The organism is Pseudomonas sp. NPDC087803, from assembly GCF_044742995.1.
In the GTDB taxonomy this organism is placed as follows: Bacteria; Pseudomonadota; Gammaproteobacteria; order Pseudomonadales; family Pseudomonadaceae; genus Aquipseudomonas.
In genome coordinates this window covers 31,747-42,891 of the sequence record NZ_JBIUVO010000044.1, presented here as the reverse complement: position 1 = coordinate 42,891, position 11,145 = coordinate 31,747, and the positions used below count along the sequence as shown (strand labels likewise).

10 protein-coding genes and 1 pseudogene are annotated in these 11,145 nt (G+C 62.2%); 9 read left to right on the top strand and 2 right to left on the bottom strand.

What is annotated here, in order from left to right:
• The 3 genes and pseudogenes from ACIOUG_RS19485 to ACIOUG_RS19475 all read left to right on the top strand — a co-directional run.
• Window positions 1-996: pseudogene (locus ACIOUG_RS19485) on the top strand (ACT domain-containing protein); the annotation flags it as partial.
• Between the two features lie 24 nt (window positions 997-1,020).
• Window positions 1,021-1,401, top strand: a complete 381-nt coding sequence (locus tag ACIOUG_RS19480) for a RidA family protein (protein ID WP_003229509.1) — start codon at window positions 1,021-1,023, stop codon at window positions 1,399-1,401.
• Between the two features lie 73 nt (window positions 1,402-1,474).
• On the top strand, window positions 1,475-2,215 hold the full coding sequence (locus tag ACIOUG_RS19475) for a hypothetical protein (protein WP_401067856.1): 741 nt from the start codon (window positions 1,475-1,477) through the stop codon (window positions 2,213-2,215).
• A gap of 137 nt (window positions 2,216-2,352) precedes the next feature.
• Here the strand turns inward: ACIOUG_RS19475 and ACIOUG_RS19470 are convergent, their stop codons facing one another.
• Window positions 2,353-3,210 (bottom strand): SDR family oxidoreductase, encoded by an 858-nt coding sequence (locus tag ACIOUG_RS19470; protein ID WP_401067853.1) that lies wholly within the window; start codon window positions 3,208-3,210, stop codon window positions 2,353-2,355.
• Window positions 3,211-3,398: 188 nt separating this feature from the next.
• Between ACIOUG_RS19470 and exbB the strand changes: the two genes are divergently transcribed.
• From exbB to ACIOUG_RS19440, 6 genes are all read left to right on the top strand, one after another.
• Entirely contained in the window at window positions 3,399-4,352 is a 954-nt protein-coding gene (gene exbB / locus ACIOUG_RS19465) for a tonB-system energizer ExbB (protein ID WP_401067850.1), read from the top strand.
• A gap of 6 nt (window positions 4,353-4,358) precedes the next feature.
• A complete protein-coding gene (gene exbD, locus ACIOUG_RS19460) occupies window positions 4,359-4,787 on the top strand; it encodes a TonB system transport protein ExbD (protein ID WP_047297280.1) in 429 nt (142 codons plus the stop codon).
• Window positions 4,784-5,533 (top strand): energy transducer TonB, encoded by a 750-nt coding sequence (locus tag ACIOUG_RS19455; RefSeq protein WP_401067847.1) that lies wholly within the window; start codon window positions 4,784-4,786, stop codon window positions 5,531-5,533. The genes exbD and ACIOUG_RS19455 overlap by 4 nt, the downstream gene beginning before the upstream one ends.
• A gap of 262 nt (window positions 5,534-5,795) precedes the next feature.
• The gene (locus ACIOUG_RS19450) at window positions 5,796-6,725 is read left to right on the top strand and encodes a hydrogen peroxide-inducible genes activator (protein WP_007962352.1); all 930 of its coding nucleotides are present in this window, start codon (window positions 5,796-5,798) and stop codon (window positions 6,723-6,725) included.
• Window positions 6,726-6,734: 9 nt separating this feature from the next.
• Window positions 6,735-8,810 (top strand): ATP-dependent DNA helicase RecG, encoded by a 2,076-nt coding sequence (gene recG / locus ACIOUG_RS19445; protein WP_401067844.1) that lies wholly within the window; start codon window positions 6,735-6,737, stop codon window positions 8,808-8,810.
• A gap of 79 nt (window positions 8,811-8,889) precedes the next feature.
• Window positions 8,890-10,290 (top strand): aminoacyl-tRNA deacylase and HDOD domain-containing protein, encoded by a 1,401-nt coding sequence (locus ACIOUG_RS19440; protein WP_401067841.1) that lies wholly within the window; start codon window positions 8,890-8,892, stop codon window positions 10,288-10,290.
• A 258-nt stretch (window positions 10,291-10,548) separates the two neighbouring features.
• On the opposite strand, the gene ACIOUG_RS19435 is transcribed toward ACIOUG_RS19440, so the two are convergent.
• Window positions 10,549-10,932, bottom strand: a complete 384-nt coding sequence (locus ACIOUG_RS19435) for a helicase (protein WP_003229522.1) — start codon at window positions 10,930-10,932, stop codon at window positions 10,549-10,551.
• Between the last annotated feature and the right edge of the window lie 213 nt (window positions 10,933-11,145).

Genomic DNA, 11,145 nt, shown 5'->3' with positions numbered 1-11,145 from the left:
GCGTGCTGGGTGCTGTACATAATTTGTACAAACCGCTGCCGGGGCGCTTCAAGGTTTACCTCGCGATCCCCAAGGCCATCGGCTATCAGTCGCTGCACACCACACTGTTCGGCATGCACGGCGTACCGATCGAGATCCAGATCCGCACCCGCGAAATGGAAGAGATGGCCAACAACGGCATCGCCGCCCATTGGCTGTACAAGTCCAGCGGTGACGAGCAGCCGAAAGGCACTCACGCCCGGCGCCCGGCCGAACCCGGCGTGGCTCAACTTTGTGGTTACCGGCAAGGCACGCACACACATCCGTCATGCGCTGAAACTGCAACGCCGCTCCGAGTCCATCAGCCTCGGCGAACGCCTGCTGAACAAGGTACTCAACGGTTTCGACAGCGCGCTGGAGAAAATTCCGGCGGAGCGCGTCAAGGCGATGCTCGCCGAGTACCGTCTCGAACTGATCGAAGATTTGCTTGAAGACATCGGTCTCGGCAACCGCATGGCCTACGTCGTGGCACGCCGACTGCTGGGTGAAGGCGAACAGCTGCCGAGTCCGGAAGGTCCGCTGGCGATTCGCGGTACCGAAGGCCTGGTGCTCAGTTATGCCAAATGCTGCACGCCGATTCCGGGCGACCCGATTGTCGGTCACCTGTCGGCGGGCAAAGGCATGGTCGTGCACCTGGACAATTGCCGCAACATCAGCGAAATCAGGCACAACCCGGAAAAATGCATCCAGCTCTCGTGGGCCAAGGATGTCACCGGCGAATTCAACGTCGAGCTGCGCGTCGAGCTGGAGCACCAGCGCGGCCTGATTGCCCTGCTGGCCAGCAGCGTCAACGCGGCCGACGGCAATATCGAGAAAATCAGCATGGACGAACGCGATGGCCGCATCAGCGTCGTCCAGCTGGTGGTCAGCGTCCACGACCGTGTGCACCTGGCCCGCGTGATCAAGAAACTGCGCGCCCTGACCGGGGTCATCCGCATCACCCGCATGCGTGCCTAATTCACACCTAACAAGGAGTCATACATGACCAAGACCGTTATCACCAGCGACAAGGCCCCAGCCGCCATCGGTACCTACTCCCAGGCGATCAAGGCCGGCAACACTGTCTACATGTCGGGCCAGATTCCTCTGGACCCAAAGACCATGGAACTGGTTGAAGGCTTCGAAGCCCAGACCGTCCAGGTGTTCGAGAACCTCAAAGCCGTCGCTGAAGCGGCTGGTGGTTCATTCAAGGACATCGTCAAGCTGAACATCTTCCTCACCGACCTGAGCCACTTCGCCAAGGTCAACGAGATCATGGGCAAGTACTTCGACCAGCCGTACCCGGCCCGCGCCGCCATCGGCGTTGCTGCGCTGCCAAAGGGTTCGCAAGTCGAAATGGATGCCATCCTGGTCATCGAGTAATGCACACGGCGCAGCCTTCAAACGCTGCGCCGACTGCCCTGCGGTAAAGAAAAGGTTTTGAAAGGATTCCACCATGCGCAAAGCGCTTGCTCTCTCGCTGCTCGCCATTTTCCTCGGCGGTTGTGCCAGCGACCCCGCCGACCGTGACATCAGCGGCACCTGGATCAACCAGGTGGCGATCGATGCTGCTGCCAAGGGCGGCCCCCTGCGCGAAGCGCTTCAGGCCTACGGCCCGAACCTGGAGTGGGACGTCAACACCAAGGCCGGTCAGGCCCGCTACACCAATGGTTTCGAGAACGTCGAAGGACGGCTGCAGGGCGAACAGTCCGGCGCCTGGAAAGTCGACTTCTATGGCAGCTCCGCCAGTGAGCTGAAACGCGACGGCGGCCGGATGAAACAAGTCGCCACCGAGAACGAACCCGACCAGTTGTTCGACCGCGCACAAATCCCCGTGCCGGAAGGCGCGCCGATTGGCGCCAGCTTCGAACGCGCACTGTATTCGGCCTACCTGGGCGGCAGCTGGAAGATTGCCAGCGGCGACGGCGAAGGCAACATCGTGCAGTTCCAGGCCGATGGCCAGGTGTCCGGCCTTCCCGGCGCCAACCGCTATGCCCTGTGCCTGACGGGCGACTGCGCCTCGATGAACAGCGACCACGACAGCATGTGGCTGCAACTCAACGGCCAGGGCAACAACTGGATCTTTGCCCGCAAAGGCAAGGCGCTGGAGATCTTCCAGGCAGTGAACACCGCACTGGCAGATGAAATGCCGCAGTTCACCCCCGGTGAACGCAAGTGGTTGCTTGAGAAGCAGTAACCGCGCCTGAGAACAATATATAACCCTGTGGGAGCGGGCTTGCTCGCGAAGGGGGTGTGTCAGTCGACATCAATGTTGCCTGACACACCCCCTTCGCGAGCAAGCCCGCTCCCACAGTGGTTTGTGGCGTTAGAAGGTCAGCATTTGCCTTCAAGAATCGCCGCATAACCTTCGCGGTAACTCGGATACTTCGGCAGCCAGCCCAACGCTTGCGCCCGGGCATTGCTGCAGCGCTTGCTGCCGGTGCGGCGAACGCTGGCGTCTTCCGCCCAATCGGTAACCCCCAGATACTCGCGCAGCCAGGCGACCACTTCGGCCAGTGGTGCCGGCGCATCGTCAACACCGATATAGATATCCTGCAACGGCTCACCCCGACGATCCGCCTCCAGCAGAAACGCCATCAGCCCCGCCGCGTCATCGGCATGGATGCGATTGCCATACAGCGGCGGCTCGACCGCCACCCGATAACCGCGACGCACCTGGGTCAACAGCCATTCACGACCAGGGCCGTAGATACCGGTCAGGCGCACGATGCTCGCCGGGATACCGCTTTTCAGCGCCACTTGCTCAGCCTCAAGCATCAAGCGCCCGGAGTATCCGCTGGCGACGGTCTCCGAGCGCTCATCGACCCACTCCCCTTCCTGCTGCCCGTAGACACTGCTGCTGGAGACAAATAGCAGTCGATCAGGCACCTGACCGAAGTCATCCAGCCAACTCAGTACATTCTGCAAACCCTGCACGTAAGCCGCGCGATAACCGGCCTCATCGTGATCGGTCGCTGCCGCGCAATACACCAGGTAATCCACGGCTCCGAACGGCCAGTTTTCCGGGCAATCTTCCTTGAACAAATCACCAGCGACGCCGATGACGCCATCCGGCAAACGCGAAACATCCCGGCGCAGGCCGTACACCTCATAGCCGGCAGCCAACAATTGCTTGGCCAGACGACTGCCGACGTCACCACAACCGGCAATCAAAACAGAAGGCGCGGACATCAAAAAACTCCCAGACGAAAGCAACAGACTAGCCCTCACAAAGGACGAACGGCTAGCAATGAAGGAAAAAAAGAAACTCTATTACTTTTGTTAACAAGAATTACTTGCAATAATGCACGCCACTTTTGTTCTCGGCCTCACGAGGCCTGGAAGAGCATCACCGTTTTTCTATCTCAGGTCCGGCCAGCATGACACGCAATCAAATCCCCGCTTCGCCAACCACACGACCTCGCGCCTGGAGCGCGGTGGCGGCCCTGTTGCTCAGCCTGATGCTGGCGCCGACCGCCGCTTTCGCTGACGCACAAGCGCCAGCCGCTCCGGCTGCCACCGAACAGCACGCGCCTGCAGCTGCCGCGCCAGCCGCCACCGACCCGGTGCAAGCTGTAGACGCCAGCGCAACAGATGCCCCTGAAGTGCTCGAACCCGACAACACCTTGGGCATGGCGCACGACCTGTCGCCATGGGGCATGTACCAGAACGCCGACATCATCGTGAAAATCGTGATGATCGGTCTGGCCATCGCTTCCATCATCACCTGGACCATCTGGATCGCCAAAGGCTTCGAGCTGATGGGCGCCAAGCGTCGTCTGCGTGGCGAAATCGCTGCCCTGAAAAAAGCCGCGACCCTCAAGGAAGCCAGCGCCACTGCGGCGAAGGAAGGCACCCTCGCCAACCTGCTGGTGCACGACGCGCTCGAAGAGATGCGCCTGTCGGTCAACAGCCGCGAGAAAGAAGGCATCAAAGAACGCGTGAGCTTCCGCCTCGAGCGCCTGGTCGCCGCCTGTGGCCGTAACATGAGCAGCGGCACTGGCGTTCTCGCCACCATCGGTTCCACCGCGCCGTTTGTCGGCCTGTTCGGCACCGTGTGGGGCATCATGAACAGCTTCATCGGCATCGCCAAGACCCAGACCACCAACCTCGCCGTCGTGGCGCCGGGCATCGCCGAAGCGCTGCTGGCTACCGCGCTGGGTCTGGTTGCTGCGATTCCTGCGGTGGTCATCTACAACGTGTTCGCCCGCTCCATCGCCGGCTACAAAGCGCAGGTGTCCGACGCTTCGGCGCAGGTCCTGTTGCTGGTCAGCCGTGACCTCGATCACCAGCCTGAGCGCAGCTCGCAACCGCACATGGTGAAAGTGGGGTAATCGGCCATGGGCCTGCATTTGAAAGAAGGCGCAGACGACGATCTGGCCGAGAACCACGAAATCAACGTCACGCCGTTCATCGACGTGATGCTGGTGCTGTTGATCATCTTCATGGTGGCCGCGCCGCTGGCTACGGTGGATATCAAAGTCGACCTGCCCGCCTCGACCGCCAAACCGGCGCCGCGCCCGGAGAAACCGGTGTTCCTCAGCGTAAAAGCTGATCAGCGCCTGTACATCGGCGACGACGAAGTCAAAGCCGAAACCCTCGGCGCCGTGCTCGATGCCAAGACTCAGGGCAAGAAAGACACCACCATCTTCTTCCAGGCCGACAAGGGCGTGGACTACGGCGACCTGATGAGCGTGATGGATAAATTGCGCTCGGCCGGTTACCTGAAGGTCGGCCTGGTGGGCCTCGAGAGCGCAGCCAAGAAATGATCACGACGCGCCATAAGCTGACGCGTTACAGCGGTAGCCTGGCCGTGGTGCTGGGCGTTCACGCGTTGGCCATCGCGCTGGCGCTGAACTGGACCGCCCGCCCGCCCATCGAACTGCCGCCGCAGGCAATGATGGTCGAGCTGGCACCGGTTCCGGCCCCGCCACCGCCTGCTCCGCCGAAAGTCGTCACACCGCCGCAGCCACCGGCTCCGGTCGAAGAGCTGCCGATTCCGAAACTGGCTGAAGCACCCAAGGCCGAGATTGCCGTACCGAAGCCGAAACCCAAGCCAAAGCCGAAACCGCAGCCGCCTAAACCGGTCGAGAAAAAACCGGAACCCGTGAAGGAAAAACCTTCCGAGGAAAAACCGGCCGACACGCAACCGACCCAGGCACCGACGGAGAAATCCGCCCAGCCGGCACCGGGCCCGTCGCCCGCGCAGATGGCTGCCAAGGCCAGTTGGCAAGGCACCCTGCTCGCGCACTTGGCCAAGTACAAAAAGTACCCGGCCAGTGCTCAGGCGCGGAGCAAGGAAGGCTTGAACCGCCTGCGCTTCGTGGTGGACGGCGAAGGTAATGTGTTGTCGTTCGAACTGGTGGGCCGCTCCGGCAACGCCGATCTGGACCGGGCCACCCTGGAAATGATCCGCCGCGCGCAACCGCTGCCCAAGCCACCGGCCGACATGTTGACCAATGGCTCGATCGAAATTGTTGCGCCGTTTGTGTATTCCCTCGAGAAACGCCGCTGATCCAATGTGGGAGCGGGCTTGCTCGCGAAAGCGTCGTGTCAGTCGACATCAATGGTTCTGACACACCGCATTCGCGAGCAAGCCCGCTCCCACAGGGGTTATGTATCGACAGGGGGATCGACAAGGCACCGAAAGGTGCCTTTTGTATATCTGGCAACGGCAAACTCACATTGCCCGGTGTCGCATTGCGCACTCAGTCTGATAACGTGCGTCTATCAATTGCAGCCGTTATGCTTGGCCCGCAACTTCATGGACGCTCGTTATGACTCTCACCGAATTACGCTACATCGTTACCCTCGCCCAAGAGCAGCACTTCGGCCACGCCGCCGAGCGTTGCCACGTCAGCCAGCCGACCCTGTCGGTGGGCGTGAAAAAACTTGAAGACGAACTCGGTGTGCTGATTTTCGAGCGCAGCAAAAGCGCCGTGCGCCTGACCCCGGTCGGTGAAGGCATTGTCGCCCAGGCACAGAAAGTCCTGGAGCAGGCGCAAGGCATCCGTGAACTGGCCCAGGCTGGCAAGAACCAGCTGACTGCCCCGCTGAAAGTCGGCGCGATCTACACCGTCGGGCCGTACCTGTTCCCACACCTGATTCCACAACTGCACCGGGTCGCCCCGCAGATGCCGTTGTACATCGAAGAAAACTTCACCCACGTGCTGCGCGATAAACTGCGCAACGGCGAGCTCGACGCGATCATCATCGCCCTGCCGTTCAACGAAGCCGACGTGCTGACTCTGCCGCTCTACGACGAGCCGTTCTACGTGCTGATGCCGGCCCAACACCCGTGGACGCAAAAAGAATCCATCGACCCGGGCCTGCTTAACGACAAGAGCCTGCTGCTGCTCGGCGAAGGTCACTGCTTCCGCGACCAGGTACTCGAAGCCTGTCCGACCCTGACCAAGGGCAACGACGGCGCCAAGCACACCACGGTGGAATCCAGCTCGCTGGAGACCATCCGCCACATGGTCGCGTCCGGTCTGGGCATCTCGATCCTGCCTTTGTCGGCAGTGGACAGCCATCACTACGCCCCGGGCGTGATCGAAGTGCGCCCACTGTCGGCGCCAGTGCCGTTCCGCACTGTGGCGATTGCCTGGCGCGCGAGCTTCCCGCGGCCGAAAGCCATCGAGATCCTCGCCGACTCCGTGCGCCTGTGCTCGGTGGCCAAGCCCGCCGCGCCGGTTACGGCCGGTTAAGCGAGCGTCATGACTGAACTGTCGCAAGTGTCGGTGACGGCACTCAAGGGTGTCGGCGAAGCCATGGCCGAGAAGCTGGCCAAGGTCGGCCTGGAGAACCTTCAGGACGTGCTGTTTCACCTGCCGCTGCGTTATCAGGATCGCACCCGCGTGGTGCCGATCGGCCACTTGCGACCCGGCCAGGACGCGGTGGTCGAAGGCACCGTCAGCGGCGCCGACGTGGTCATGGGCCGGCGCCGCAGCCTCGTGGTGCGCATGCAGGACGGCACCGGCGGGCTGAGCCTGCGCTTCTACCATTTCAGCAACGCGCAGAAAGAAGGCCTCAAGCGCGGCACGCGGATTCGCTGCTATGGCGAAGTGCGCCCCGGCGCCTCGGGGCTGGAAATCTACCACCCGGAATACCGCGCCATCACCGGCGACGAACCACCCCCGGTGGATGAAACCCTGACCCCGGTCTACCCGCTCACCGAAGGCCTGACGCAACAGCGCCTGCGCCAGTTGTGCATGCAGACCCTGACCCTGCTCAAGCCAAACACCCTGCCCGACTGGCTGCCGACCGAACTGGCCCGCGACTACCAACTGGCACCGCTGGCCGATGCGATCCGCTACCTGCACAACCCGCCCGCCGATGCCGATGTCGATGAGCTGGCCCTCGGTCATCACTGGGCGCAGCATCGCTTGGCCTTCGAAGAGCTGCTGACCCATCAACTGTCGCAGCAGCGCCTGCGCGAGAGCATGCGCTCACTGCGCGCGCCGGCGATGCCGAAGGCGAAAAAGCTACCACCGAAATACCTGGCCAACCTCGGCTTCAACCCGACCGGGGCCCAGCAACGCGTCGGTAACGAAATCGCCTACGACCTCAGCCAGCACGAACCGATGCTGCGCCTGATTCAGGGCGACGTCGGCGCGGGCAAAACCGTGGTCGCCGCCCTCGCGGCACTGCAAGCGCTGGAGGCCGGTTATCAGGTCGCGCTGATGGCGCCGACCGAGATCCTTGCCGAGCAACACTTCATCACTTTCAAGCGCTGGCTCGAACCGCTGGGCATCGACGTCGCGTGGCTGGCGGGCAAGCTCAAGGGCAAGAATCGCGTCAGCGCGCTGGAGCAGATCGCCAGCGGCACGCCGATGGTGGTCGGTACCCACGCGCTGTTCCAGGACGAAGTGCAATTCAAGAACCTGGCGTTGGTGATCATCGACGAACAACACCGCTTCGGCGTACAGCAGCGTCTGGCGCTGCGGCAGAAAGGTGTCGGCGGGCGCATGTGCCCGCATCAACTGATCATGACCGCCACGCCGATCCCACGCACGCTGGCGATGAGCGCCTACGCCGACCTCGACACCTCGATCCTCGACGAACTGCCGCCCGGTCGCACCCCGGTCAACACCGTGCTGGTCACCGACACCCGCCGCGTCGAAGTCATCGAAAGGGTGCGCAGCGCCTGCGCCGAAGGGCGTCAGGCCTATTGGGTGTGCACGCTGATCGAAGAGTCGGAAGAGCTGACCTGTCAGGCCGCCGAAACCACGTTCGAAGACCTCACCGCCGCTCTCGGCGAGCTGAAAGTCGGGCTGATCCACGGGCGCATGAAGCCTGCCGAAAAAGCCGCGGTCATGGCCGAATTCAAGGCCGGCAACCTGCAACTGCTGGTCGCCACCACCGTGATCGAAGTTGGCGTCGACGTGCCCAACGCCAGCCTGATGATCATCGAAAACCCCGAACGCCTCGGCCTCGCACAATTACACCAATTGCGCGGCCGCGTCGGTCGAGGCAGTGCGGTCAGCCATTGCGTGCTGCTCTACCATCCGCCGCTGTCACAGATCGGCCGTCAGCGCCTGGGCATCATGCGCGAGACCAACGACGGTTTCGTCATCGCCGAAAAAGACCTCGAACTGCGCGGCCCCGGCGAAATGCTCGGCACGCGCCAGACCGGTCTGCTGCAATTCAAGGTCGCCGATCTGATGCGCGACGCCGATCTGCTGCCCGCCGTACGCGACGCCGCGCAAGCGCTGTTGGAACGCTGGCCAACTCACGTCAGCCCATTGCTCGACCGCTGGCTGCGTCACGGGCAGCAATACGGCCAAGTGTGAGCACCGTCGCAGTTTGTGCAGGATCGTTCCTACAGAGCTGGTTATACTCCTGCCATTGTTTCAAAAACGGATACAGACCATGACTGACGCAGCTCTCGCCCCCGAACTTCCGCACGCGCCGTCTGTTATTCGGCTGCTGCTCGGCAAGCTGGGTATCGCCTACGAAGAAGTGCTCGACCACCACGGCCTCAACGCTTCGCGCAAGGTACAAGCCGTGTTGCTGGACGATGCCGTCGGCGCGCTGATGGTGCTGTTTCCGCAGAGCCAGTTGCTCGACCTCAACCGCCTCGCCGAACTGACTGGCCGACGCCTTACCGCCGTGTCCACCGAACGCCTGGAAAAGATGCTCGGCAAACACAGCCTGAGCCTGCTGCCGGGCCTGCCGGCACTGACCAGCTCGCCGTGCCTCTACGAAGAAAGCCTGCTGCGCGAACCGAAGCTGCTGATCAACTCCGGCGAGCCGGGCCTGCTGCTGGAAATCGCCAGCGAAGACTTCAAGAGCATGCTGACCAAGGCCAGCGCCGCCAACTTCGGCGAAGCCCTGAGCAGCATCCGCCCGAACCTCGACCGCCCGGACGATGACCGCGAGGAAATCACCCAGGCTGTGCAGGCGTTCACCGCACGCCGGATTCAGCAGCGCCTGGAAGCGACCATCGAGATTCCGCCGCTGGCCGAGACGGCGCAAAAAATCATCAAGCTGCGCGTCGACCCCAACGCCACCATCGACGACATCACTGGCGTGGTTGAAACCGACCCGGCACTGGCCGCGCAAGTGGTGAGCTGGGCGGCATCGCCGTACTACGCCTCGCCGGGCAAGATCCGTTCGGTGGAAGACGCGATCGTTCGCGTGCTCGGTTTCGATCTGGTGATCAACCTGGCGCTGGGCCTGGCCCTCGGCAAGACCCTGAGCCTGCCGAAAGACCACCCGCAACACACCACACCGTACTGGCAGCAATCGATCTACACCGCCGCCGTCATCGAGGGCCTGACCCGCGCCATGCCGCGCGCCCAGCGCCCGGAAGCCGGTCTGACCTATCTGGCCGGTCTGCTGCACAACTTCGGTTACCTGCTGCTGGCCCACGTGTTCCCGCCGCACTTCTCGCTGATCTGCCGTCACCTAGAGGTCAACCCGCACCTGTGCCACAGTTACATCGAGCAGCACTTGCTGGGTATCAGCCGCGAACAGATCGGCTCGTGGCTGATGCGCTACTGGGACATGCCCGATGAACTGGCCACCGCCCTGCGCTTCCAGCACGACCCGAGCTACGACGGCGCCTACGCCGAATACCCGAACCTCGTCTGCCTGGCCGTGCGCCTGCTGCGCAGCCGCGGCATCGGCTCCGGCCCCGACGAAGACATCCCCGACGCCCTGCTCGAACGCGTCGGCCTGACCCGCGACAAAGCCAACGACGTCGTCAGCAAAGTCCTCGAAGCCGAAGTCCTGCTGCGCGAACTGGCCTCGCAGTTCAGCCAGGCCTGAACCAAAACAAGCCCGCTCCCCCAAGGTTTACACAACCCCTGTGGGAGCGAGCCTGCTCGCGAAGAATCCAACTCAATCCAACTGACTCAGCGAAACACTGTGGTGAGGGGATTTATCCCCGACCGGCTGCGCAGCAGTCGCAAACCCAGCCAACAGGGTGTGTCAGTTATATCGAGGTCTCAGGTTTTGGGGCCGCTGCGCAGCCCATCGGGGATAAATCCCCTCACCACAACAGCCCCTCCACTCAAGCCCTTCTACTCAAGCCTTAGGCTTGGCCTTCCTCGGCTTCAAATACTTCATCAACCCCTGAAACCACATCACCAGCGCCGGATTCCCCTTCAGCTGGATCGACTTGTCCTGAATCCCCTGCATAAACGCCAGCTGCTTGTTCTTCGCCTGCATCGTGGCAAAGGCATAACCCGCATCCTTGAACGCAATCGCAAACGCCGGCTCCGCCACCACACCAGACTTGCTGGTAACGCGCTGATTCTTCACCACGAAATGCCGCGCCACCTTCCCATCCAGCGTCTGCAGCTGAAACACCAGATCCTTGTCACCCAACTGCTGCTGGAACGCAGGATTTGTCCGGCTGGCCTTACCCATCAACAAACCCATCATCCACAGAAGAAAACGAAATTTCATGCGCACAGCCTCAAAAGGAAAATGAACGGCCGGGGCAGTGTAAGGGATTCAGACGATAACGCCACTATCTGCCTCTAATGGAAGATGATGCAGCCCATTTCCCGCACGATGACCACCAAGTCACGCCTCAGCACCCACCGTCCTACACCTGTTGAAACACATCCCTGTAGGAGCTGCCGAAGGCTGCGATCTTTTGATCTTCCGGCCTGCAAA

Bases quoted from the DNA above. Each gene is read 5' to 3' on its own strand.
- ACIOUG_RS19470 (WP_401067853.1), bottom strand. From the start codon at position 3,210: ATGTCCGCGCCTTCTGTTTTGATTGCCGGTTGTGGTGACGTCGGCAGT.
- ACIOUG_RS19440 (WP_401067841.1), top strand. From the start codon at position 8,890: ATGACTGACGCAGCTCTCGCCCCCGAACTTCCGCACGCGCCGTCTGTT.
- ACIOUG_RS19450 (WP_007962352.1), top strand. From the start codon at position 5,796: ATGACTCTCACCGAATTACGCTACATCGTTACCCTCGCCCAAGAGCAG.
- ACIOUG_RS19480 (WP_003229509.1), top strand. From the start codon at position 1,021: ATGACCAAGACCGTTATCACCAGCGACAAGGCCCCAGCCGCCATCGGT.
- ACIOUG_RS19435 (WP_003229522.1), bottom strand. From the start codon at position 10,932: ATGAAATTTCGTTTTCTTCTGTGGATGATGGGTTTGTTGATGGGTAAG.
- exbB (WP_401067850.1), top strand. From the start codon at position 3,399: ATGACACGCAATCAAATCCCCGCTTCGCCAACCACACGACCTCGCGCC.
- ACIOUG_RS19455 (WP_401067847.1), top strand. From the start codon at position 4,784: ATGATCACGACGCGCCATAAGCTGACGCGTTACAGCGGTAGCCTGGCC.
- ACIOUG_RS19475 (WP_401067856.1), top strand. From the start codon at position 1,475: ATGCGCAAAGCGCTTGCTCTCTCGCTGCTCGCCATTTTCCTCGGCGGT.
- exbD (WP_047297280.1), top strand. From the start codon at position 4,359: ATGGGCCTGCATTTGAAAGAAGGCGCAGACGACGATCTGGCCGAGAAC.
- recG (WP_401067844.1), top strand. From the start codon at position 6,735: ATGACTGAACTGTCGCAAGTGTCGGTGACGGCACTCAAGGGTGTCGGC.